The organism is Rhodococcus sp. P4_F3_2 (genome assembly GCF_056401335.1).
On record NZ_JBFUJN010000001.1, the window covers coordinates 244,752 to 267,144 of the forward strand.

Here is a 22,393-nt window from a genome sequence, read left to right on the forward strand (position 1 = left end):
GTGCGTCACAGAGTAGGTGCCCGGCGGTTGAATCGACCACGAATCGACGACATCGGGTTCGCACCGGACCGGTCTCCGAGTCCCGCATCCAGTACTTCGGTGCTGAGATCAGTTCACCCAGCTTCTGTTTCGCATTGCGCTCACTCCGTGGCGCAGTTGTCGCACTTGCCTGAGAGGATCGATGAGAATGACGTTGAGCAAGCCGGCTCTTCCCACCGCCGCACCACCGCGAGAAGTAGGGGAATCCCGAGTGCGGGCATGGGGGCTCACCGGAGTTCTCGTTCTCCTTGTCGTCGTCAACTGGGCTGACAAGGCAGTCTTCGGCCTGGTTGCACAGCCGCTGGCCAAGGAATTCGGGCTGACCTCTGCACAGATCGGACTGGTCGGCAGTGCATTCTTCCTGGCCTTCACCGTCGGTGGCTTCTTTGCCGGGGTACTGCACAAGTGGATGTCGCTGCGGTGGTTGCTGGTTCTGCTCTCACTGGGGTGGGCAGCGTCGATGATCCCGCTCGTCGTGGTTGCCGGTTTCGGCATGCTTCTGTTCACGCGCATGATGCTCGGATTCTTCGAGGGACCAGCGGGTGCGCTGGTTCACACGGGTGTCTACTCGTGGCATCCTGCGGAAAAGCGTGGTCTGCCAGGAGCTTTCCTGGCTTCCGGTGCCTCTATCGCGAAGATTGCGATCGCGCCGCTGATGGCCTTGGCTGTAGCCAGTTGGGGGTGGCGAGCAACGTTCGTCATCCTTGCCGGGGTCGGCGTGGTCTGGTGCGTCCTGTGGTTGTTCACCTGGAAAGAGGGGCCGTACATGCAGCGGCCGGTCAGGAAGTCCGAGCGGGAGACCACAACGGCCACAGACTCGGTGGTTGTCGCCAAGGTGCCGCTGACGAAGATCTTCTTCACGCCGACATTCCTCGGTGCTCTTGCCGCGGTGTTCACCATGTACGCTCTCATCACGGTGGTGCTCACGTGGCTGCCGTCGTACTTCGAAGTGGGACTTGGATACTCGCGGGTTCAGGCGGGAACCATGTTCGGCATTCCCAGCATCGCGGGACTGTTCTTCATGTTCCTGTGCACGTCGATCAGTGACAGGCTGATGGCGCGGGGTGCCAGCTCTCGGATCCTGCGCGGTATCGTTCCCGGAATTGCCCTGCTGATCTGTGGGCTTGCCCTCGTCAGCATGCCGTTCATCAAGACTCCGATCGTTGCGGTGCTCGTGGTATCAGTGGGTTACGGCATCGGGACGGTCATCATTCCGCAGTTCAACGCAGCGATCTCCGAAATCTGCCCGCCGCAGCAGATGGCCTCGGTACTGGGTGTTTTCATGGCTCTGATGGCCACCGGCGGTCTGATCGCTCCCTACCTCACCGGCGTCATCGTCGACAGCGCCGCAACCCCGGCCGAGGGATACGCCACCGCATTCCAGATCTTCGGAATCGCGACTGTCATCGGTGCCGTCATCGCGCTCTGCGCCGTCAACGCCACCCGCGATCGGGTGCGAATCCTCGGCTGAGCACTACTCACTTTCATTTCACAATATCCAGGAGAAACAATGCAGCGCACAGTATTCAACGAAGAGCACGAGGATTTCCGCAAGGTCATCCGTAGCTTCATCGAAGCCGAGGTAGTGCCCAACTTCTCCGATTGGGAGCGCGAGGGCATGGTGCCCCGCGACTTCTATCGCCAGCTCGGCAAGCTCGGCGTTCTCGGAATGACGGTTCCCGTGCAGTACGGCGGAGCGGGTGAAACAAGCTTCAAGTTCCAGGCTGCCCTGACCGAAGAGACGGCTCGTGCGGCAGTCAGCTTTGGCGCATTCGGTGTACACACCGGCCTGGTCCTGCCATACATCCTGACCTACGGAACCGAAGAGCAGAAGCAGCGTTGGCTGCCCGATTTCATCAGTGGCGACATGATGACTGCCATCGCGATGACCGAACCGGGCACCGGCTCGGACCTGGCGGGCATCAAGACCACGGCCAAACGGTCCGAGGACGGCACTCACTATGTCCTCAACGGCGCAAAGACATTCATCACCGGCGGCGTTCAGGCTGATCGGGTTCTCGTGATCTGCCGTACGTCACCGCCGACGGCAGAGAACCGTCGCGCCGGGTTGAGCATCCTCGCAGTGGACACGTCGAGCGAAGGCTACGAGGTCGGTCGCAAGCTCGAGAAGATCGGCATGCGCACTTCGGACACGGCAGAGCTTTCCTTCACCGACGTGCGGGTGCCGGCCGAGGATCTACTCGGTGAGGAAGGCGCAGCGTTCGGTTACCTGGCCAACAACCTTCCGCAGGAGCGACTGATGATCGCGGTCACCCAGACCGCCGCGGCCGTCGGTGCTATCGAGTTCGCTTCTGCTTACGTGCGTGACCGCAAGGTGTTCGGCCAGGCGGTGGCGGAGTTCCAGAACACCAAGTTCGTCATCGCCGAGTGCATCGCCAAGGTCGAGGCTGCGCAGTGCATGGTCGACCGGGCTCTGGAATTACACGAGACCGGCGACCTCAGTGTTGCCGACGCCGCCAAGGCAAAGCTGTTCTGCACCGAGACGGCAGCCGAGGTCATCGACAAGTGCTTGCAGCTTCACGGGGGCTACGGCTACATGCTGGAATACCCCATCGCGCGTCTGTACGCGGACACCCGTGTGTCGCGCATCTACGGCGGAACCAACGAAGTGATGAAGACGATCATCGCCAAAGCGGCCGGGTTCTGAACGAATCGAGGGAAACCATGGCAGAGCTTCTCTACGACGTCGATGACGGTGTCGCCACGATGACTCTGAACCGACCGGATCGACGCAACGCGATTACGTACACGCTGCTCACCGAGCTGCAGAACGCGCTTACGTCGGCCGCCGGTGACGAGGCCGTGAGAGTCGTCGTGCTCACGGGCGCTGGAGGGAACTTTTCGGTCGGTCGCGATCAGTCCGGTGATCGGTCGAGCCGTGTAGTGCGGGGTGATTCACAGCAAGAGGATCGCACTCGCTTGCTTGATATTTCACGGGTGATACCAACTTTGGTGCAGCATCCCAAGCCTACGGTGGCGGTGATTCGCGGTGGCTGTGCGGGCGCCGGCTTGAGTCTCGCTCTGGCGTGCGATCTTCGCTATGCCGGAGCCGATGCGATGTTCAACACGGCCTTCCTCGGGGCTGGAATGTCCGGTGACATGGGAATGGCGTGGTTGCTGACCCGCGCAGCGGGCACATCGAAGGCGCGGGAATTGATGCTGCTGTCCGAACGAATCAAAGCTGATCGCGCTGCCTCATTCGGAATGATTCACGAGGCTTTCGCCGAAGAATCGCTGGAAGCGAGGACTACGGAAATTGTTCAGCGGCTCTCTGTTTCGGCACCGTTGGCAGTGCGTGGTGCAAAGCTGAACCTCGATTCGGCGATGTCGCGGCCGCTGTCCGAATTCTTGATGGACGAAGCCGACCGGCTGATCACGTGCGCGTATTCCGAAGACGTGGAGGAAGCGCGCTCGGCATTCCTCGAGAAACGAGTACCGCACTTCACGGGCCGCTGAAAAGAACTGGAACACATTGTTATCGGGATCAGGAGAGTGAACGAGAATGTACTTGACTCAGGGTTTACATCGGTCGGTCCAGCGCGAACCCGACGCGATCGCCGTCGTTGACGGGCAGCGCCAGTTGACGTTCGCTCAACTGGAGAGTCGCGTTGCGCGATTGGCCGGTATGTTCACGTCGTACGGGCTCGACCGAGGTGACCGGGTAGGAATACTGGCCACAAACTGTCTCGAGTATGTCGAGTACTCCTTCGCCTGTGCCTGGGCGTCGATGGTGGCGTCCCCGGTGAACAACCGCTGGAGTCCCGACGAGATGGCATTTCACATCGAAGACGCCGGAATCACAGTGCTTCTCGTGGACGGACCGCGTCTGGCCGCTGCGCTGGAACTGCGTGAACGGTGCGCTGTACTGGAGACCGTGATCGTATTCGGTGCGGCGGATCTGGCCGGCGATACGGTCGACTACGACTCTGCTTTGGCGTTGCACGATCCGATTCCCGATACTCACGCAGATCCCGATGCATTGGCGCTTCTCATGTACACCGGTGGAACTACAGGCCGCCCCAAAGGCGTCATGCTGAGCGCAGGCCAGATCCTGACATCGGTGCTCGGAGTCCTTGCCGGTAGTGGTGAGCCGAATCTGCCAGGCCGCTCCCTGCACGTGGCGCCCCTGTTCCACCTCGCAGCCTTCGCCGGTTTGGTCCAGGCCTCGGTTACCGGATCCGTGCACGTTTTGATGGGGGACTTCACCGTCGAGAAACTCGTCGAAACCATTGCAGAGAAGGAAGTTACACAATCTCTGCTCGTGCCGACAATGGTGCAAGCGATGCTCGAATACGCTGATCGGACAGGTCTGCCGATCGACAGTCTCACCTCGATCACCTACGGCGCATCGCCGATGCCCGAACCACTGGTTCGGCGCTTGATCGAACGATCACCTGATCTTCGACTGCGCCAGGGCTACGGAATGACCGAGTTGGCCCCGGCAGCAACACTTCTCCGCGACGACGACCACCGCAATCCTGATCACCCGGAACGACTTCGATCAGTGGGACGTGCTGCGCCACACACCGAGGTGCGGATTGTCGACGCAACCGGCACAGAGCTTCCGCGCGGCGATATCGGTGAGGTCGTCGTGCGGGGCTCGAACGTCATGATGGGTTACTGGAACAACGAGGCGGAGACGGCGCACGCGGTGCGCAGTGGATGGATGCATACCGGTGACCTCGGCTTCATGGACGAGCATGGCTACGTGTTTCTCGTAGACCGACTCAAGGACATGATCATCTCGGGCGGCGAGAACGTCTACAGTGCCGAAGTCGAAGCCGCCCTGTCCCAGCATCCCGGTGTAAGCAGTTGCGCGGTCATCGGAGTACCCGACGACAAATGGGGAGAACGCGTCCATGCAGTGGTGGTGCGCATACCTGAAAACAATTCGAGCGGTGATGAACTCCGAGATTTTGTCGGCGAGCGTATAGCTCGGTACAAGGCGCCGAGGTCGGTCGATTTCGTCGACGCACTCCCGCTGTCGCCGGTAGGGAAGATCCTCAAGCGCACTCTGCGTGAGACCTACCGGTGACACAGCCATCTTCCCAACATGCTTCCAGGAGTAGAACCGTGATCGACCCACAGATTCGCGACCTCGATTTCGACGCCTACCGGCAGGTGATCCGCGATTTCACCGACAATGAGCTCATTCCTCGTGAGAACGAAATGGTCTCTGCTGGTGAGGTTCCCGCTGACCTCGTGACAAGGATGGCCGAGGTCGGACTATTCGGCATCACGCTTCCGAGGAGCGTCGGTGGATTGGGGTGGACCGTCGAACAGCAGGTGCTGCTGACTTTCGAGTTCACCCGGTCATCGGCGGTGTACCGTTCCCGATTCTCGACCAGTATCGGACTGGCTTCGCAGATCCTCCTCGAATACGGCACCGACGCTCAGCGTGAACAGTATCTACCGGCGATGGCGGCGGGGGAGTGCGTCATGGCGTTTGCTCTCACCGAGGAGCAGGCGGGTAGTGACGCCTCCGCCGTGCGCGCCACCGCTACCAACACCCCGGACGGCTACATCATCAACGGTGAGAAGCGCTTCATCACCAACGGAGCGTGGGCTGATGTTCTGGTGGTGTTCGCCCGCACCGCGGACGGCGAGATTTCATCCTTCCTCGTAGATCGGGAATCGCCGGGGGTAGAGACCCGGGTGCCTGAATTGATGAACGGTCATGCCGAAGGCCCAGTCGCCGAGATCAGCTTGCGTGACGTTGTGGTGAGCGCCGACCGGTTGATCGGCGGTGCAACAGGTTTGGGGATGATTCACGCGATGCGCGGAATCAACCAGGCTCGCACCCACGTTGCCGCGACCGCAGTCGGTCAGGCGACTCGGATGCTCGCGGAGGCAATGAAATACGCGGGTTCTCGTGAGCAGTTCGACCAACCTTTGGCCGAGTTCGGTGCCGTGCAGGCGATGCTCGGACGCAGCTATGCGGAACTCGAGGCAGGACGAGCGATGATCCTCGACTGCGCCCGTGAGTTCGACCGCGGAACGCCGCCGCGTCATCGGATTGCCGCGGCAAAGCTGTACTGCACCGAGATGGCGTCGGTGGTCGGGGACCGGGCGGTGCAGGTGCTCGGCGGGGTCGGCATCGTCGGCAATCACCCGGTACCGCGTATGTGGCGGGATGTGCGTGCGTTGCGCATCTACGAGGGCGCCTCCCAGATTCACGAACGCAACCTCGCCCGGGCGCTGCCGTCATTGCTCGGCTGAAACCCGTACTTACACAAATATTTCGAGACGAGAGAAAACCGAGGGACAATCATGGGTACCACCACAGGCCGCGGACCGCTCGCCGGACTTCGCGTCGTAGAGCTTGCCGGAATCGGTCCAGGTCCCCACGCAGCGACGTTGCTCGCTGATCTCGGCGCTGACGTCGTCCGTGTTCAGCGCGCCGGTCGGATCCCCGGTCCCGGTCAGCCACGGGATCAGACCCAGCGTGGGCGTCGTATCTGCGAGGTGGACCTCAAGGACCCTGCCGGCGTCGACATTGTTCTCGGATTGATCGAGCGTGCGGACGTGCTCATCGAGGGTTTCCGTCCTGGGGTCACCGAGCGGCTCGGCCTCGGTCCGGAGGTTGCGCTGGAACGGAATCCAGCCCTGGTGTACGGCCGGATGACAGGATGGGGTCAGGAGGGGCCGCTGTCGCAGGCTGCGGGACACGACATCAACTACATCTCGCTGACCGGCGTCCTGCACGCGATAGGTCGTGCCGGTGAGCGTCCGGTTCCGCCGCTCAACATGGTGGGAGACTTCGGTGGTGGCTCGATGTTTCTGTTGTTCGGAATACTTGCCGCGCTCTTCGAGCGACAGAAGTCCGGGCAGGGTCAGGTTGTCGATGCCGCCATGGTCGACGGGACGCTGGCGCTGTCACACATGATGTGGAGTTTCCGCGGTCTCGGACGCTGGTCTGACGAACGCGGTGTGAACATGCTCGACACCGGCGCCCCGTACTACGACACTTACGAGACATCCGACGGCAGATACATGGCCGTCGGTGCCGTCGAACCGCAGTTCTATGCACTACTTCTGGCCGGTTTGGGACTTGATCCCGCGACGTTGCCGAGTCAGAACGACAAGAGTGCATGGCCGCACACGAAGAAGGTGTTCGCAGACGTGTTCGCGTCCAAGACGCGCGACGAGTGGGCTGCGGTCTTCGACGGTACCGATGCATGCACGACGCCGGTTCTGACGTTCGCGGAAGCCTCCTCGAATCATCATGTTGCCCAGCGTGGTTCGCTCGTGGAACTGGACGGGGTCACTCAGCATCGTCCGGCGCCGCGATTCTCCCGCTCCGATTCGGGTCTGCCGTCGGCCCCCGCCGCTGAAGCCGTTGACGCAGGGACGTTGTGGACGTGACGCTCACCGAATCGCGAGAACTCGAGTCCTTCGATCTGCGCACGTTGCTGAGCCTGGAGGATCGCGGCTCCGACAGATTTCAGGGTTACTGTCACGCAGGTTCTCCCGGGCGTATCTTCGGTGGGCATCTGGCGGCGCAGGGTTTGACCGCTGCCGGCCGGACAGCGCCTGCGACTGCGGTGGTGCATTCCCTTCACGGATACTTCCTCAGCTCAGGCGATCCGCGGCAGCCCATCACCTACGAAGTCGGTCGTCTTCGTGACGGACGTACGTACTGGTCCCGTCAGGTCACTGCCCTGCAACTGGGCACGCCGATCTTCACACTGTCCGTGTCCTTCAAACTTCCGGAGGACAGCACCGATCGACAGGGGGAGATGCCCGTCGTACCTGCTCCGGAGGACCTTCCCGATCCATACGAGCGCTGGGCGAGTGCGCGCGCCGACGAGTTCCGCGACAACAAGACACATCGTGCGATGGACATGAGATTCGTTGCCGACGAGGGTGAGCGCGAGCGGGGGTCGGTCGCACAGTCGGTGTGGTTCAAACCGAATCACGCTTTTCCTGACGAACCGTTGTTCCATGCCGGGGTCCTCACCTACGCTTCGGACTTGTCTTTGGCATCGACGGCCTCACTCGACGTCCAGCCCCACCGGTCGTTGATGGTCGGACCTTCGCGAGTGCTGATGGCGTCACTCGATCACGCGATCTGGTTTCACCGACCCTTCCGGGCCGACGAGTGGATGCTCTTCGCTCAGGAAAGCAACTCCGCCACTGATGGTCGGGGATTCTCGACGGGCCACTTCTGGACACGCGACGGCGTCTTGGCTGCAACCGTCGCCCAGGAGTCCCTCTTGCGGCGAGTTGACGGGCCACCGTGGCCTCGGGCCTAGGATGAAGCAATGCCTGGGAAGAGTGAAGCCGAGCACCAACCACGCGTCTGTGACGCGGCGTTGGCTCGCGCTTTCAGCTTTCTCGGCAAACGCTGGAACGGTGTGATCCTGGCGACGCTCCTCGGTGGTCYGGCGGGATTTGCGGAACTCAAGCGTGCAGTCGGCAAGATCAGCGACTCCGTGCTCTCGGACCGATTGACCGAACTGGCTGGTGCGGGCCTGGTCACGCGGACCGTCGACGCCGGCCCGCCCATCGCTGTGGAGTACGAACTCACGGCGTCGGGGCAGGCGCTGCTCCCCGCTCTCAGTGAACTGACAACGTGGGCCGCCGAAAACCTGCCACCCGAGAGTTGCCCGAACTGACCTATTGCGTGTGAACAGTCTTGTGAGATTCGTACCAGGTGTCACCTGCCGGTTCTCCCGCCAAGTTCCAACTCCACGAGACTGTCGGCGTGATGCGTGAATAGATTCCGGGACCGACCATTCCTACCCTTTCGATCGGCTGTTCAGCGATTCCGTAGATCCTGATCCCGCGCGCGACAAACGGCTCGAATGACGGCATGTCGTCGATGACGAGGGCTACTTCGAGTTGTCCTGACCCGATATTGCGGAACTTCCTGGTTTTCAGGACACTCTGGCCGCCCCCGCCGATCCAGAAGTGGGCCCCGTCGTATTCGAAGGCCAATGGAACGACGTCTGGTTGCCCGTGTGGTGAGAGCGTCGCAACGCGCGCCAGTGGCTGCGACTGCATGTATGCGATTTCTTCTTCCGTGAATGCCATCTGTTCTCCTTCGGGGACGAAACACGTACGCAACGTAGATGCAACGTATTCAAAACTAGTGTTCTGGATCACACAGTGTTCGTGTGGTCGAGAGGCCTTTGGTCACGAATCTGTGGGCAGAACGGGTCCTGGTTCACTACCGGTGGTGGATGAGGACAAGGTTCCGCGGGTTGAGCACACAGCTCGCGGAACCGCCCCACCACGCGCCCCGGCAAGGGCACCGGCCGACAGGAGTTCAGGTGTCCGTAGTTGCGGAAGTCTCGGCGATCGATTTCGCGGAGACCGAATTCGATTGGGCGCAGCGATCGACGCGGATTCGTGAAGTCGACCCACTCGTTCCGGGGCCACCATCCTTGGCGATGTGTCTGAGCGAGCCGACGCGCGGACTGGTCGACATCGCTTCACTGCTTCTCGCGGCTCCTTGGTTGCTTCGATCGCCGCGTGGGGACGGGCATCCGGTCCTCGTTCTCCCCGGATTGCTGACTTCGGACGTGTCGACTCTCGCCTTGAGGACGTACCTGAGCTTTCTCGGATACCGGGTTCACGGTTGGAATCTGGGTCTGAACACCGGTCCGACGGCGACGGTGGTCGACGGATTGCCTGCCGCATTGGCCGAGGTAGCAGATCGATACGAGCAGAAGGTGTCGGTGATCGGCTGGAGTTTGGGCGGTATCTACGCCCGAAAGCTGGCGAGGGATCTGCCGGATTCGGTACGTCAGGTAGTGACACTCGGAAGTCCTTTCGGTCTCACCAGTCTGGAGCAGACGAGAGTCGGATCTCTCTACGCTCGCTTGTCCGGTAATCACGCGATACTGCCTCCGGTCGACGGCATCGAATCCGAACAGGGATCGCCTATTTCCGTTCCTGCCACGTCGGTCTACTCCAGGCACGACGGTATCGTTCCATGGCAAGCGTGCTGTGAAACCTCGGCAGGCCTGTCGGAAAGCATTGCGGTGCAAGGCAGTCACATGGGGTTGACCCACAACCCGTCGGCGTTGTGGACCGTTGCCGATCGTCTGGCGCAGGACGTCGACAACTGGCAACCTTTTGCGGCTCCGAAACGGCTTCGACGCATGTTTCCCTGCTGAGGTACGAGGCTGGGGTTCGAGGCTGGGGTGTGGGGGAGAACCCTGAGTCCGACGCGGGGACGGACTCGTACCTGAGGACACACCGCGTCGGAAAAGATGGGTCCATGGCCTGATGCGCACAGGTGGATCGGCGGCGGATAGTGGAGGTCGACGCGGATGAACCGCGAGTTCCGTTGAAAGGAAACAGCACATGACCTCCCCGATGAAGACCCGCAAGCTCACCCGCGCCCGCTCGGGAGCAATGTTCGGTGGGGTGTGCGCCGGAATCGCTCGATACTTCGGTTGGAAGTCGTCGACTGTCCGCTTGCTGTTCGTGCTCTCGTGCCTGCTGCCCGGCCCGCAGTTTCTGATCTACATCGTGATGTGGATTTTCATTCCTCGTGAGCAGATCTGACCGAACCGCTCAACGGCGGCGGTCTTTCAGGCATTGCTTGGCCTCGTGCAATTCCTCCGAACTCAGTGGAGGAAGGGGGAGTGCGTCACGGTGCAACCCCTCCGTGCGTAGACCGTCGAGCATCACCGAGAGGTATCGACGCCACACGGTCGGGTTGACGGGCTGAGCAAATTCGGTGACTGCGCCCACCATGAAGATGAGGCCGAACAGGTCCGTCGGTACGGCGTCGGGGCGCAGCATCCCGGCCTCCTGGGCCCGGTAGAAGATCCTCTCGACCGACGGTTCGATGATGGATCGTTGGCATGCGACTTGCTCGCATCCCTCGTCGGTTCCATTCAGGACGTCTTTGAGCCCGCGGTTGACCGACATACGGCTGCAGGCGAATTCGGCAAAGGTGACCAGGCCGTCCCACGGATCCGGATTGGCGAGTGACGCGTCCGCGGCCGCCGCCATGTCGGCGAAGTTCTGTTGGAAGACTCCGTCGATCAATTCTTCTTTGCTGGCGAACCGCCGATAGACCGTTCCGACGCCGACACCCGCGCGCCGGGCGACGTCGTCGAGTGTGACGTCGATCCCTTCTTCGGCGAACAATTCACGTGCGGCGTCGATGATCAACTGCCGATTACGTGCAGCATCGGCGCGAAGGGGGCGCTCCATTGCGGTACTCATGTCCCCACTCTACCCGCCAAGTGGAGACAGCCTCTCCGTTTTCGTGTAGCGTTTTTGCTAACCGGAGAAGCCATCTCCGCATAGGTTGGGCGAGGGACTATGTCAGACATTGCTGAACGGACTGAATTCGAGCAGTCCTCAGCGCCTTCAGGGGACAACCACGCAAAGCGGTGGCTGGTTCTCGCGGTTCTGGGAATTGCGCAGCTGATGGTGGTCTTGGATGCCACCATCGTCAACATCGCGCTGCCTGCTGCGCAGCGCTCACTGGAGTTCGGTGATTCGGACCGCCAGTGGATCATCACGGCATACGCATTGGCGTTCGGCAGCTTGCTGCTACTCGGCGGTCGATTGAGCGACTTGTTCGGGCGCAGGCGAACTTTCATCGTCGGCCTGATCGGCTTCGCCGTGGCTTCCGCCATCGGTGGCGCAGCCGTCAACTTCGAAATGCTTGTTGCCGCTCGTGCCGGCCAGGGCGTATTCGGTGCGCTCCTTGCCCCGGCAGCCCTGTCGCTGCTGTCCGTGACATTCACGGATCCAGGTGAGCGTGCCAAGGCTTTCGGTATCTTCGGTGCCGTTGCCGGCGGTGGTGGCGCCATCGGACTGCTGCTCGGCGGCGCACTCACCGAGTGGGTCGACTGGCGCTGGTGCCTCTTCGTGAATCTCTTCTTCGCGGCGATCGCCCTGGTCGGAGCAGTCCTGTTGCTCGCGCCGCACACCAGTGATTCGCGACCCAAGCTCGACATCCCGGGAACGATCCTGGTGTCGATCAGCTTGTTCAGCATCGTCTTCGGATTCTCGAAGGCCGAATCGGACGGGTGGAGTGCAACTCCCACTATCTCGTGGCTCGTTGCCGGCGTCGTGTTCATGGCGGCGTTCATCTACTGGCAGACCAAGTCCGAGCACCCGCTCCTTCCGCTGCGGGTGGTCCTCGACCGAATCCGGGCTGGCTCGTACCTGGCGATCTTCCTTTCCGGCGCAGGCATGTTCGCAGTCTTCCTGTTCCTGACGTACTACATGCAGCTGATCCTCGGGTACAGCCCGATCATGACCGGCCTCGCATTCATGCCGATGGTGTTCGGAATCGTGACAGCGGCAACGCTTTCGACAGCGGTTTTGCTACCGCGCGTCGGTCCGCGAGTGCTGATCGTGAGCGGAATGGTCATCGCGGCGATCGGAATGACGCTGCTGGCCCAGATTTCCGTGGACAGCACCTATGCAGTCCACATTCTGCCGGGGCTCGTTGTCACCGGACTCGGCATGGGCAGCATTTTCGCCCCGTCGATGCAGGGAGCAACTTCAGGCGTGCATCACGAAGATGCCGGCGTCGCATCTGCCACGGTCAACACGATGCAGCAGGTGGGCGGCTCGATCGGAACTGCACTGCTCAGCACGATTGCAGCCTCGGCTTCCACCAACTACCTGGTGGGCCGCGAGATGAATCCGCTGACCCAGGCACAGGCTGCCGTCGAGAGCTACACCACGACGTTCTATTGGGCCGCAGGCATATTCGCGGTCGGTGCGGTCTTGACCGGACTGGTTCTTCGGAGTGGACTGCTTCCGGATTCGCCGGAAGGTGAACCGGTAATCGCCCACTGACAGCAAATTTCGGGGTCGACGCCATTGCGGGGCCGGTGCGGGACGCGCAGAGTCCGTCGATCATGAACCCGAGTGCGCGGCGGTAAGCCTGAGGGGCCTCGTCGCCGCCGAACTTCTGGGCCATCTTGACGACCTGCATGAGAAGCGGAATGTCGTTGACTTCGAAGTCGCTCCGCAGGGTGCCCTGTTCCTTGGCGCGATTGACAAGTGCCGCGGTGTGCTGAGCGATCCCGGCGCGCGCGCGAGCGAAAGTGTCGGACGCGAAGCGCCCGTCCATCAGGAGATCGCCGAATCCGCGGTTGTCTGCCATGCGCAGGGAGATCACGTCGAGAAAGTAGACAAGACCTTCCCAGGCGTCTGGCATCTCCCGGGCGGTGGCGGCAATCGTTTCGATCTCGGAGCACCGTGTGTCGAACAGGGCCTGGATCAGCTCGTCCTTGCTGGCGAACCGGCGATAGACGGTGCCGACGCCGACGCCGGCGTGCTTGGCGACGTCCGCCAGCGTGGCGTCGAGTCCTTGGGCAGCGAACACCTCGCGAGCGGAGTTGAGGATGCGCTCGAGGTTGGCCTTGGCGTCGGACCGAAGGCGCGGCTGTGAGCAGTCGGCCGAGGTCCCCGCATGAGAAGCGTCGGGGTGTGTTGTCGGCATCCTCACAGTCTACGGCACTAAGCGGAATGATCGATTCCGTTAGTGCTATATTACTAAGCGGAACGTGTGGTTCCGATTGTCCGTATGAGAGAAGCCGATATGAGCACGTCTGACATCTGGGTCGGGAGCAATCCGATCTCGATGGTGGGTACGCGGAGTGCAGGTTTCGCGGTAACGAGGCTTCGTGCTCTTGCCGGCGACGGCGCCTTTGCTCAGCTCGTTCGTTTTGCCCTCGTCGGCGGAGCCAGCAACATCTTGTACTTTGCCGCTTTTCTGGCGCTGCGCGGTGACGGAGCGCTGGTCGCCAACGCAGTTGGTGCAGTCTTGAGCACCATTCTGGCCAACGAACTGCATCGCCGGCTCACCTTCCATGCCGCGGATCGCGTCAACTGGTTCACCGCGCAGTGGGAAGGCGGTGGACTCGCTCTGGTCGGGTTGATCGCCAGTTCGGCCGCCATCAGTGCGCTCGGCTTCCTTCTCCCCGGCGCCGACGGACTTCTTCAAGCCGGGCTTGTGATCGCAGTGAGCGGAATTGTCGGTGGCCTGCGATTTGTCGCCCTTCGCGGTTGGGTTTTCTGAGCGGTTCTCGAATTCGAGTCGGACTCGGCTCGTAGGGAACACTGTGACCTATGAGCCTTTCGATAGCCGACTCAGGCATCCGTCTGGCTGTCCTCTGCATCGTCATGGCTCTTGTCGCCACGCTCGTCTACCGATTCACCTCTCTCGGTAGCGTTCGGGTAGTCCCCGGCGCACTCGCTCGTGGCGCTCTTCAGTTGGCTGCGATTTCGTTGATCCTCGCCGCAGCCTTGGCTCACATCTGGTCAGCGCTCCTCGTGCTCGTCGGCATGTTCGCTGCGGCGTCGTTCACCGCGGCACGACGCTGCGGCGCAGGAACGTCCGGAGCGTGGCTGACCATCGCCTTGGCGTCGGGAATCGGTGTGGTTCTGCCACTGATGCTGCTGTCCGGAGTGGTTCCGCTGGAAGGCATCGCTCTGGTGCCGATCGGCGGAATTGTTCTGGGCGGCGCGATGACTGCAACATCGATGGCAGCCAAACGCGGACTCGACGCCGTCGATGATCGATACGGGGAAGTCGAAGCCGYACTGAGCCTTGGATTTTCCCAGCGCGATGCACGGTGGGAAGTAGCCCGCACCGCAGCCTCCGACGCCCTGCTACCGGGAGTCGACCAGACGCGCACCGTCGGCCTCGTGACATTGCCGGGAGCTTTTGTCGGCGTTTTGCTCGCGACGGGGTCGGCCGTTCAAGCCGGTGCCGTGCAAATTCTTGTGCTGGCAGGGCTGCTGTTGGCGCAAACCTGCTCGGTCGCCGTGGCGTTGGAACTCGTCGCCCGCGGCTTCGTCTTTCGAGGTAAGACTGTCAGGCCTGCGCGAGTTCGTTGATCTTGTCGCTGCGAAGGACGCGGTCGGGAAGATCGGGCGTGTTTGCCGCGAGGGTGACCATTGCCCTGCCGATGTTTTCACTGGTGGTCACGCTGCTGGGCCAAACCTTGCGCAAGAGTGGGTAGAGAGGCACGGAGATTTGATAGAAGGCCTTGTACCACCACGTCTTCGACGGCGATCCCGGGCGCGGACGGATGAATCCCGGCCGGAGGATGTAGGTCGTGAGAGGGAGGGCGAGTAGCGCATTTTCGGTCGCGCCACGTACTCGCTTCCACATGGTCTTGCTGGTTTCGGTGGAGTCGGCGCTTTCGCCGGACACGTAGACGAACACCATCTGAGGGTTCACACCCGACAGTGTCGTGGCGGCGGCAAGCGTGATGTCATGCGTGATGCGGGTGTAGTCGGCTTCGTTCATGCCGGCAGAGGAGACACCGAGGCAGAAGAAGCAGGCATCCGCGCCGGTCAGATCGGCTTCGATCGCCGAGAAGTCGAGCATGTCGCGGTGAACGATGTCGACGATCTTCGGGGCGGTTGTACCGGACGGATTGCGGCCGACGGTCACGACTTCGTCGATTCGCGGGTCGTCGAGGCATTCCCTCAGGACGCTGCTGCCGACCATTCCTGTTGCCCCGAAAACGACGACCTTCATGATGTTCCCCCCGGCGTTGGTTCCACTTTCTGTGATGCGCACACTACGGAACGGTCTGCAGTTCATCCGACCGGCCGTGGCCAACTGAACGCTTGACCTGCAATTATGAGTCCATTTCGACCCGACTCGTGACTAAAGTCCCTACAAACCGGCTGGACGGTTGGCTGAAAATAGTTTTATGAACGAAGGAGTTGATGAAATACACGTTCTGGGATCGGAGTCAGCCGGTCGAATGGTAGAGGCGTCGACGATCATCGTTCTCGGTGCGCTCTGTGCCGTGGTCGCAGGTTCTGGCGTGTTCTTCGTCGTCGGATCGATTGGTGGCTTCGCCAGACTGCTCTACCTGGTTGTTCGTGGTCCGCTCAACTCTTGCTCGGTACCGGCGTCGAATGTCGAGCTGGTGCCTTCGAGAACGTCATGTGGTCGTTGATGCTCCCGAACGTGGAGTGAAGACGGTCAAGGATGTAGTTCTGACGCATGTTCCACGGTGACTTCGATCCCTGCTTCGGGAACTGTTCCACGGCACGCATGACATACCCCGACGCCAGATCCAGGATCGGCCGCTGGTCCATTTCTTCGGTCGCGTGCGGCACGCACTTCGAATAGTCGCGCTTGTCCATCTCCGTCAGCAGTCGGCACACGTACATCGACGTGAGATCTGCTCGCAGAGTCCACGAGGCGTTGGTGTAGCCGACGCACATCGCGAAGTTCGGTACGTCGCTGATCATCATGCCCTTGTAGACGTAACGATCACCGAGGGTGACGGGTTCGCCGTCCACTTCGATGGACATCCCGCCGCACGCCTCCATCTTCAATCCTGTTGCAGTGACGATGATGTCAGCTTCGAGTTCGCGACCTGACGCGAGACGAATCCCGGTCTCGGTGAAGGTGTCGATGTGATCGGTCTCGATCGAGGCCTTGCCGGATCGGAGGGCTTTGAACAAATCGCCGTCGGGTACGACGCACAAGCGCTGGTCCCAGGGATCGTAGGAGGGTGTGAAGTGAGGGTCGAGGGGGATGTCTTTCGGGAGTTGACGACTGATCGCGAGGTTCAGCATCCTCTTTGCGCGCACCGGACTCCGTCGGCACAGTTGGTAGAAACTCAGGTTCACTACGACGCTCTTCCATCGAGCGATGCTGTGCGCGAGTTGATTCGGCAGTACCGCGCGAATGGTGTCCGATAATTTGTCGCTGGACGGCAGCGCCAGAATGTACGTCGGTGATCGCTGGAGCATCGTGACGTGGCTTGCGTCCCGTGACATCGTGGGGACCAAAGTGACTGCGGTGGCGCCGCTTCCGATCACAACGACCTTCTTGTCGGAGTAATCGAGTTCTTCGGGCCAGAACTGGGGGTGCACTACCTCACCGGCAAACGATTCACGTCCGGGGAAGGCGGGGGTGTATCCGCCGTCGTAGCTGTAGTACCCGCTGCAGAGATAGAGGAAGTTGCAGGTCAATGTTTCGTCTTCGTCGCCGGTCGTGACCGTGACTGTCCAGGTCGAGTCCGCCGACGACCATGATGCGGCCGTCACCTTCCGGTTGTACCGAATCTTCTTGTCGATCCCGTTCTCTCGCGCGGTGTCGCGCACGTACCGCAGGATCGAATCACCGTCGGCGATTGCTTTGGCATCTGTCCACGGGCGAAACGGGTAGCCGAGCGTGAACATGTCGGAATCCGATCGGATGCCGGGATACTTGAAGAGGTCCCAGGTTCCGCCGCTGTTCGCTCGGGCCTCGAGGATTGCGTACGACTTTCCTGGGAGCTCGGTCTGGAGTCGATAAGCAGCACCGATGCCGGACAAGCCGGCGCCGACGATCAGGACATCGAGGTGTTCGGTGCTCATCAGTTCGGACTCCGTATCGACTATGTGGGGCCACCGGCAGAGTTAGTGCTCGATCACCACACTACTGAACGATGCTCAGTAAGGCGAGGGGGACCATGTGATCGTTGGTGGTCGGATTGCCGCGCACAGTGGTTTACCTGCGGCGTCGGTGAGCCCGAGGTCTCCGTGGAGCACACCGGAAGCGTCGGCCTGCTCGACGATGTGCTCGGGGATCGCGTCGAGCATCAGCTTTGCGCGCCGAAACATCTCGAACGTCTGGTCATCGGATACCGTCACCCAGGACAGGTAGATGAAGCGTCCGCGAGGTGGACCCTGGATGTGTGAACCGAGAATGTCCCAGGCACCGGACTTTCGCTCCAGGCTCGCTGTCAGTTCCCATCGCACTGTCTCGGTATCTCCTGGTACGAGGTCGAGGATTTCGTGTGGCTTGCCTCGGCGCTGAACGCCGACGTGGATGTTGCTGCGCCCTTCGAAGGTTGCGGTTTCGGAACACTCACGTCCGGGCAGGCTGTGACCGGTGATGATGATCTGCATATCGACATCATGCTCTGCACAGGTCGGGAGGGGTTGGCGTGGTGAGTCGTTCGGGTAGAACCTTTGTTGCGGCCGTGGTGGCGAGCATTCTGTTGTCGAGTCTCGGCTGGGGGTCGGGGGCTGCCGCGGCGACGACGGACGAACCGGAAGTCGCGGGCGCGCTGGAGTCCTATGGCGAACTCTCGGCCGCAGTGTTTCCGGTCGGCGCCGGTGAGACGCAGCGGGTCGTGTATCGAACTCTGCGTACCGCTGACAGATGGGGGGAGTCGTCAGGGTCCGTGTTTCTGCCGGAAGGTGCCCCACCGGCGGGCGGTTGGCCCGTCATCTCCTATGCCCACGGAACTTTGGGCAGTGCGGATCAGTGTGCACCCTCGTCGACCGGATTCGGTCCGGGCGAGATCGAACCGATCGAACGCTGGTTGGAGCAGGGATACGCGGTAGTCGCTACCGACTACTCGGGACTGGGTACCGACGGGGTGCTGGCCTATCTCGACGGACATGCCGCCGGCGCGAATGCGGTCGACATCGTGCGGGCTGCGCACGAGTTGTACGGCAGTGTGCTGAGTCCGCGGTGGATGGTTGCGGGTTTGTCCGAAGGCGGTCATGCGGCGTACTTCGCGGGACACGAGGCCACCACTCGTGCACCGGAATTGGATTTCCGCGGCTCGGTCGTTGTTGCCGGTCCCACCCATATGGAAGGTTTGTTTCCGTTGGGCGGACCGCTGTTTCCCGACATCGGCATCACCGGGTTGGTGGGATACGCGCTGTACGTTCTGGCCGGGATCGACGATCAACGACCCGAAGAGAACATTCGGGAGGTTCTCTCGCCGCAGGGGATCGAGTGGATGGAAAAGGCTCGGACACTGTGCGCCGGAGATCTCGGCCGCCACATTCGCGCCGAACGAATCCAGTTGAGCTCGTTGTTTTCTCGGTCGGTGTGGACGCCACGCTTCCACGATCTGTTTCGCGAGATGATGCAGGTGCCGGTCGACGGCTACGACCGGTCACTGCGTGTGGTGCAGAGCGTGTCCGACACAACGGTTCCTGTCGCCCTTACCTGTGCGCAACTGGTCGACATGCGTTCGCGAGGAACGCAGTTCGAGTATCAAGAACTCAGCGGAATCAGCCACGGCCAAACGACGGTCGCTTCGATGGACCAGACCATGGAGTTCATCGATCGATTGATGAGGTGATGTTCGGCGGTGTTGTTGTTGCGGTGTTGTTGTTTCAGGGTGGTTGTTCAGCGCATACGTCGCGGCCCGTAATCGTGGCCACCGTTGGCGAACCACACGATTGCCGCAATCGCGTACAGGATGCAGACCAGGAGTAGTAGCCCGCCTGCGATCCACAGCGAGATCTGACCGAGTCGTTTCACTCGATCGGACGCGTACCGCGACCCGGCCACATCGCCGTCGGCCCACAGCGGATACACGTTGAAGGCGTGCGTGAAAGCTGAGAAGGAGAGCGGCCAGAAGAACAGCAGCGAGACCACCGCCCAACCCGCATTCACGGGCGGTCGAATCGGGTGCTGAGGAACGGATTGCTGGACGGTGGGTTGATCCGGGTTGGTCATGGGGGCTCCTGATATGAGGTGGCCCTTTCGACGCTACTGCGATGGAGCTGAAGAATCACTGAGTGTGCACGATCAGCCGTAATGCCAGTCGCGATCCATCCGTCGGAAGTACGGAAAGAGTGTGGCCTCCTCGAAATCGAGGTGCGACTGCATATGATCCGCCAATTCGGAGATTGCGGCGTGTGCCCGATTGACCGTGGAGGATTCGGTGCTCAGCGCGAGTGACGCACGCTTGGCTTCCGACACGATCTCCCCGACAAGCTTGTGTTCTGCCTGCAGTCGTTCGACCGCAGGGGCCAACTCGGGAAAGTTCCTGGTCATTACGGGGAACATACGTTGATCTTCGATGGTGTGGTGCAGAGTCAGCGTGTTGCAGTAGAAGTCGCAGTTGACCCGTAGTTGCCAGACGAAATCCGCGATCGTCAGATTGTCGATCATCTCGGGTATCCGAGTCAGATCGGCGGTTTCGTCCGACAACTGTTGCAGGGCGTTCTCGAGTACCTCGATATCGGCTCGTAGAGGTTCGTGAACCTGACGTAGCTGTTCGATCATCCTCAGACCGGCAACTGTTGCCGTGTTGTGCGAATGAGGGGCGTTCACGTCAGCGCAACTCGATCCCGCTCCGCGAGCATCCTCGCTACCGGCAGGACGTCCTTTGCTGCCATCTCGATACGCTCGAATACCTCGGGGTTGAGGATAGTCGTTCCGTCGAAATCACCTGAGCTGAGATAGATCCCGACCGGAGCGGTCAGCGCTTGGAAGAAAGCGAACAGTGGACGCAGGGCATGGTCCAACACGAGAGCGTGGCGGTCGCTGCCACCTGTCGCAGCAAGAATCACCGGAGTGTTGGCAAGCGCGTACTGGTCCACGAGATCGAAGAAATGCTTGAACATTCCCGTGTACGAGCCGCGGAACACCGGTGACGCCGCGATGACGATATCGGCGGACTCGACTGCTGCCAGCGCTTCGGCGGTCACTGAGTCGACGTGATCGCGATCCAGAGCAGATGCAAGACCTGGAATCAGATCCACGATCTCGAAAACTCGTGTGTCGATCTGCTCGAAGTCTCCCAAGGTTTCGACGATCAGGTCGACGAGGGCACGAGTCTTGGAGGGTTTTTGAAGGTTGCCGACAACGGCAACAATTTTGAGCGGTGTGCTCATCGAAACTCCTATTTTTGGGACGACTTCAGTGATTCGATTTCCTTACGCACAACGGGGGCTACTTCGGTGCCGAGGATCTCGATCGCACGCAGCATGTCCTTCTGTGGCACGTTGCCGAACCCCATCTGGATCATGATGCGGTCATGATGGAACAGTTCGTACTGCGCCATCGTCTTGTCGATGATTTCCTGCGGGCCGCCGAGGAAGAACGCACCCGCGGTGGTTGCCTGCGCTTCGTATGCCCTGCGCGGCATGGGAACTCCGTCTCCCCGCTGATGATGATTCTGCATCCACCCGGCCTGGAAGTACGGGTACGACGTGTCGAGTGCTGTTTGCTTCGAGGTATCGACAAATCCTGGCGAAGCAATCGAGACAGCCAGCTTCTTCGGATCGTGTCCGAACTCCGCTGCAGCCCTGCGGTACAGATCGACGAACGGTTCGAACTGTTGGTAGCTTCCGCCGATGATGGCAAGCGAGAGGGGCAGGCCCAGTTTCGCGGCACGGACGACAGAGGCCGGAGTACCTCCGACTGCGATCCACACCGGAATCTGACGGTCCGGGCGGGGCGTCACGTCACCGTCGATCAGTGGTGCGCGAAGTTGTCCTTCCCAGTTGATCGGGTTCTCGTCGCGCAGTTTCAGTAGTAGATCGAGCTTTTCGGCGAAGAGTTCGTTGTACTGGGACAGGTCGTACCCGAAAAGCGGAAATGACTCCGTGTACGAACCTCGGCCGGCAATGATCTCGGCACGGCCTTCGGAAAGCAGGTCAACTGTCGCGAACTGTTGGAACACACGTACGGGATCGTCGGAACTGAGTACAGTTACGGCGCTGGACAGCTTGATGTTGTCGGTAGCCTGAGCCATTGCCGCGAGCACAACTGCCGGGGCTGAGACTGCGAAGTCGGTGCGATGGTGCTCGCCGACGCCGAAGACATCGAGTCCAACCTGATCGGCAACGGTTGCCTGCTCGACCAAATGGCGAAGGTGGACACCGGGATTCATCATCGCGCCGGTAGTGGGATCTGGGGTGAGTTCACCGAAATGGTAGACGCCCAATTCGAAAGCCATGTTGTTTCTCGCTATCTGTTCGTGGGGGTGATGGAAAGTTGTTCTACGTGCGCATCGCATGCGCCGCCTTGATTCGTGTGATGTGCGGCAAGTCGGGAGAAGAAGCGTTCGAGTACCGGAAGCTCCTCGGTTTCAATGAGATCGGAGAAGTATTCGGCGATCCCTCGCGTGTGTATGGCGGACGCTTTTCGAAGCGTCTTCTTGCCCGCAGGCGTCATCGATACCGTCACGACGCGTCGATCGTTGTCCGGGCGAACGCGCTCTGCCAGTCCTGCCTCGACCAATCGATCGACGACGCGCGTCACGCCACTGGTGGTGACCAGGACCAGTTCGGCCAGATCGCCCATTCGGATCGTGTTTCCCGGCGCTTCGTGCAGTCGGAGCAGAACGTCGTACTGGCCAAGGGTGAGCCCGGTGGTGGTTCGAAGGTCCGCCTCCATCTTGCCGAGGATGACGCTGTGGCTGACCACTAGGTCACGCCAGACGGAATCGCGTCGACGTTCGTCGGTAGTCATCGGTGACAGCCTCCATTTATTTGCGCTCGCAAGTATTGCTTACTCAAATAATACGCCTGGATCGATCGAACTATTCCCCGCTCTTATTTGTGCTGGTAGCAAGGTATTGACTCGAACACGTGTTCGAGTATTGTTGGGGGTGGGGATCGGGGGATT

The 22,393-nt window shown here is 61.0% G+C and carries 24 protein-coding genes and 1 pseudogene; 14 read left to right on the forward strand and 11 right to left on the reverse strand.

Translation table 11 applies throughout. The annotated features are described in order from the left end of the window. Positions 1-250: 250 nt before the first annotated feature. Genes AC1DWA_RS01175 through AC1DWA_RS01210 form a run of 8 tightly spaced genes read left to right on the forward strand, consistent with a single transcriptional unit; the run spans position 251 to position 8,678 of the window. Positions 251-1,510 (forward strand): MFS transporter, encoded by a 1,260-nt coding sequence (locus AC1DWA_RS01175; protein WP_080909655.1) that lies wholly within the window; start codon positions 251-253, stop codon positions 1,508-1,510. 39 nt (positions 1,511-1,549) lie between these two features. Continuing rightward, positions 1,550-2,707, forward strand: coding sequence for an acyl-CoA dehydrogenase family protein (locus tag AC1DWA_RS01180; protein ID WP_020908988.1), 1,158 nt, complete (start codon positions 1,550-1,552; stop codon positions 2,705-2,707). A gap of 17 nt (positions 2,708-2,724) precedes the next feature. Continuing rightward, positions 2,725-3,516: an enoyl-CoA hydratase/isomerase family protein gene (locus AC1DWA_RS01185; RefSeq protein ID WP_069145657.1), complete on the forward strand. Its 792-nt coding sequence runs from the start codon at positions 2,725-2,727 to the stop codon at positions 3,514-3,516. A 46-nt stretch (positions 3,517-3,562) separates the two neighbouring features. Then, positions 3,563-5,095, forward strand: coding sequence for an acyl-CoA synthetase (locus AC1DWA_RS01190; protein WP_477845706.1), 1,533 nt, complete (start codon positions 3,563-3,565; stop codon positions 5,093-5,095). A 38-nt stretch (positions 5,096-5,133) separates the two neighbouring features. Beyond that, a complete protein-coding gene (locus AC1DWA_RS01195) occupies positions 5,134-6,279 on the forward strand; it encodes an acyl-CoA dehydrogenase family protein (protein WP_205906800.1) in 1,146 nt (381 codons plus the stop codon). Positions 6,280-6,330: 51 nt separating this feature from the next. After that, complete coding sequence (locus AC1DWA_RS01200) at positions 6,331-7,425, forward strand: CaiB/BaiF CoA transferase family protein (RefSeq protein WP_317830508.1); 1,095 nt, start codon at positions 6,331-6,333, stop codon at positions 7,423-7,425. Beyond that, positions 7,422-8,315 (forward strand): acyl-CoA thioesterase, encoded by an 894-nt coding sequence (locus AC1DWA_RS01205; RefSeq protein WP_279218619.1) that lies wholly within the window; start codon positions 7,422-7,424, stop codon positions 8,313-8,315. Before AC1DWA_RS01200 ends, AC1DWA_RS01205 begins: the two co-directional genes overlap by 4 nt. Before the next feature lie 9 nt (positions 8,316-8,324). Next, positions 8,325-8,678, forward strand: coding sequence for a winged helix-turn-helix transcriptional regulator (locus tag AC1DWA_RS01210; RefSeq protein ID WP_477916442.1), 354 nt, complete (start codon positions 8,325-8,327; stop codon positions 8,676-8,678). Between the two features lies 1 nt (position 8,679). On the opposite strand, the gene AC1DWA_RS01215 is transcribed toward AC1DWA_RS01210, so the two are convergent. Next, the gene (locus AC1DWA_RS01215) at positions 8,680-9,096 is read right to left on the reverse strand and encodes a PPOX class F420-dependent oxidoreductase (protein WP_029256158.1); all 417 of its coding nucleotides are present in this window, start codon (positions 9,094-9,096) and stop codon (positions 8,680-8,682) included. A 239-nt stretch (positions 9,097-9,335) separates the two neighbouring features. On the opposite strand from AC1DWA_RS01215, the gene AC1DWA_RS01220 reads away from it, so the two are divergent. Continuing rightward, positions 9,336-10,184, forward strand: a complete 849-nt coding sequence (locus tag AC1DWA_RS01220) for an alpha/beta fold hydrolase (RefSeq protein WP_069145660.1) — start codon at positions 9,336-9,338, stop codon at positions 10,182-10,184. A gap of 190 nt (positions 10,185-10,374) precedes the next feature. Beyond that, a complete protein-coding gene (locus tag AC1DWA_RS01225) occupies positions 10,375-10,578 on the forward strand; it encodes a PspC domain-containing protein (protein ID WP_019745155.1) in 204 nt (67 codons plus the stop codon). A gap of 9 nt (positions 10,579-10,587) precedes the next feature. On the opposite strand, the gene AC1DWA_RS01230 is transcribed toward AC1DWA_RS01225, so the two are convergent. Continuing rightward, a complete protein-coding gene (locus tag AC1DWA_RS01230; protein ID WP_019745154.1) occupies positions 10,588-11,247 on the reverse strand; it encodes a TetR/AcrR family transcriptional regulator in 660 nt (219 codons plus the stop codon). A gap of 99 nt (positions 11,248-11,346) precedes the next feature. Between AC1DWA_RS01230 and AC1DWA_RS01235 the strand changes: the two genes are divergently transcribed. After that, positions 11,347-12,843: an MFS transporter gene (locus tag AC1DWA_RS01235; protein ID WP_003940566.1), complete on the forward strand. Its 1,497-nt coding sequence runs from the start codon at positions 11,347-11,349 to the stop codon at positions 12,841-12,843. 109 nt (positions 12,844-12,952) lie between these two features. On the opposite strand, the pseudogene AC1DWA_RS01240 reads toward AC1DWA_RS01235, so the two are convergent. Then, positions 12,953-13,492: pseudogene (locus AC1DWA_RS01240) on the reverse strand (TetR/AcrR family transcriptional regulator); the annotation flags it as partial. Between the two features lie 141 nt (positions 13,493-13,633). Between AC1DWA_RS01240 and AC1DWA_RS01245 the strand changes: the two are divergent. Both AC1DWA_RS01245 and AC1DWA_RS01250 read left to right on the forward strand, forming a co-directional pair. Then, entirely contained in the window at positions 13,634-14,071 is a 438-nt protein-coding gene (locus AC1DWA_RS01245; RefSeq protein WP_044480100.1) for a GtrA family protein, read from the forward strand. A 50-nt stretch (positions 14,072-14,121) separates the two neighbouring features. After that, entirely contained in the window at positions 14,122-14,892 is a 771-nt protein-coding gene (locus tag AC1DWA_RS01250; protein WP_477916443.1) for an ABC transporter permease, read from the forward strand. On the opposite strand, the gene AC1DWA_RS01255 is transcribed toward AC1DWA_RS01250, so the two are convergent. The 3 genes from AC1DWA_RS01255 to AC1DWA_RS01265 all read right to left on the reverse strand — a co-directional run bounded on the left by AC1DWA_RS01255 (position 14,870) and on the right by AC1DWA_RS01265 (position 17,919). Next, entirely contained in the window at positions 14,870-15,583 is a 714-nt protein-coding gene (locus AC1DWA_RS01255; RefSeq protein WP_230544077.1) for an NAD(P)H-binding protein, read from the reverse strand. The genes AC1DWA_RS01250 and AC1DWA_RS01255 overlap by 23 nt on opposite strands. Before the next feature lie 320 nt (positions 15,584-15,903). Then, entirely contained in the window at positions 15,904-17,385 is a 1,482-nt protein-coding gene (locus AC1DWA_RS01260) for a flavin-containing monooxygenase (protein ID WP_477845707.1), read from the reverse strand. 75 nt (positions 17,386-17,460) lie between these two features. Continuing rightward, positions 17,461-17,919, reverse strand: a complete 459-nt coding sequence (locus AC1DWA_RS01265; RefSeq protein ID WP_256063072.1) for a DUF5990 family protein — start codon at positions 17,917-17,919, stop codon at positions 17,461-17,463. 38 nt (positions 17,920-17,957) lie between these two features. Here AC1DWA_RS01265 and AC1DWA_RS01270 point away from each other — a divergent pair, with 38 nt between their 5' ends. Further along, complete coding sequence (locus AC1DWA_RS01270; protein ID WP_477845708.1) at positions 17,958-19,112, forward strand: alpha/beta hydrolase; 1,155 nt, start codon at positions 17,958-17,960, stop codon at positions 19,110-19,112. A gap of 47 nt (positions 19,113-19,159) precedes the next feature. On the opposite strand, the gene AC1DWA_RS01275 is transcribed toward AC1DWA_RS01270, so the two are convergent. The 5 genes from AC1DWA_RS01275 to AC1DWA_RS01295 form a co-directional block, all read right to left on the reverse strand. Then, positions 19,160-19,492, reverse strand: a complete 333-nt coding sequence (locus tag AC1DWA_RS01275; protein ID WP_003940071.1) for a CD225/dispanin family protein — start codon at positions 19,490-19,492, stop codon at positions 19,160-19,162. 72 nt (positions 19,493-19,564) lie between these two features. Further along, positions 19,565-20,092 carry a hemerythrin domain-containing protein gene (locus AC1DWA_RS01280; protein ID WP_020908972.1) on the reverse strand — a complete coding sequence of 176 codons (528 nt, stop codon included), beginning with the start codon at positions 20,090-20,092 and terminating at the stop codon, positions 19,565-19,567. Continuing rightward, positions 20,089-20,655 (reverse strand): FMN reductase, encoded by a 567-nt coding sequence (gene msuE, locus AC1DWA_RS01285; protein WP_019745144.1) that lies wholly within the window; start codon positions 20,653-20,655, stop codon positions 20,089-20,091. Before msuE ends, AC1DWA_RS01280 begins: the two co-directional genes overlap by 4 nt. A gap of 8 nt (positions 20,656-20,663) precedes the next feature. After that, entirely contained in the window at positions 20,664-21,722 is a 1,059-nt protein-coding gene (locus AC1DWA_RS01290; protein WP_477845709.1) for an LLM class flavin-dependent oxidoreductase, read from the reverse strand. Positions 21,723-21,733: 11 nt separating this feature from the next. Then, positions 21,734-22,237, reverse strand: coding sequence for a MarR family winged helix-turn-helix transcriptional regulator (locus AC1DWA_RS01295; RefSeq protein ID WP_477845710.1), 504 nt, complete (start codon positions 22,235-22,237; stop codon positions 21,734-21,736). Positions 22,238-22,393 lie beyond the last annotated feature (156 nt).

What these genes read in the sequence shown, in the direction of transcription:
- AC1DWA_RS01180 (WP_020908988.1), top strand. Translation starts at nt 1,550, where the DNA reads ATGCAGCGCACAGTATTCAACGAAGAGCACGAGGATTTCCGCAAGGTC.
- AC1DWA_RS01185 (WP_069145657.1), top strand. Translation starts at nt 2,725, where the DNA reads ATGGCAGAGCTTCTCTACGACGTCGATGACGGTGTCGCCACGATGACT.
- AC1DWA_RS01190 (WP_477845706.1), top strand. Translation starts at nt 3,563, where the DNA reads ATGTACTTGACTCAGGGTTTACATCGGTCGGTCCAGCGCGAACCCGAC.
- AC1DWA_RS01200 (WP_317830508.1), top strand. Translation starts at nt 6,331, where the DNA reads ATGGGTACCACCACAGGCCGCGGACCGCTCGCCGGACTTCGCGTCGTA.
- AC1DWA_RS01215 (WP_029256158.1), bottom strand. Translation starts at nt 9,096, where the DNA reads ATGGCATTCACGGAAGAAGAAATCGCATACATGCAGTCGCAGCCACTG.
- AC1DWA_RS01225 (WP_019745155.1), top strand. Translation starts at nt 10,375, where the DNA reads ATGACCTCCCCGATGAAGACCCGCAAGCTCACCCGCGCCCGCTCGGGA.
- AC1DWA_RS01230 (WP_019745154.1), bottom strand. Translation starts at nt 11,247, where the DNA reads ATGAGTACCGCAATGGAGCGCCCCCTTCGCGCCGATGCTGCACGTAAT.
- AC1DWA_RS01235 (WP_003940566.1), top strand. Translation starts at nt 11,347, where the DNA reads ATGTCAGACATTGCTGAACGGACTGAATTCGAGCAGTCCTCAGCGCCT.
- AC1DWA_RS01245 (WP_044480100.1), top strand. Translation starts at nt 13,634, where the DNA reads ATGGTGGGTACGCGGAGTGCAGGTTTCGCGGTAACGAGGCTTCGTGCT.
- AC1DWA_RS01260 (WP_477845707.1), bottom strand. Translation starts at nt 17,385, where the DNA reads ATGAGCACCGAACACCTCGATGTCCTGATCGTCGGCGCCGGCTTGTCC.
- AC1DWA_RS01265 (WP_256063072.1), bottom strand. Translation starts at nt 17,919, where the DNA reads ATGCAGATCATCATCACCGGTCACAGCCTGCCCGGACGTGAGTGTTCC.
- AC1DWA_RS01275 (WP_003940071.1), bottom strand. Translation starts at nt 19,492, where the DNA reads ATGACCAACCCGGATCAACCCACCGTCCAGCAATCCGTTCCTCAGCAC.
- msuE (WP_019745144.1), bottom strand. Translation starts at nt 20,655, where the DNA reads ATGAGCACACCGCTCAAAATTGTTGCCGTTGTCGGCAACCTTCAAAAA.
- AC1DWA_RS01290 (WP_477845709.1), bottom strand. Translation starts at nt 21,722, where the DNA reads ATGGCTTTCGAATTGGGCGTCTACCATTTCGGTGAACTCACCCCAGAT.
- AC1DWA_RS01295 (WP_477845710.1), bottom strand. Translation starts at nt 22,237, where the DNA reads ATGACTACCGACGAACGTCGACGCGATTCCGTCTGGCGTGACCTAGTG.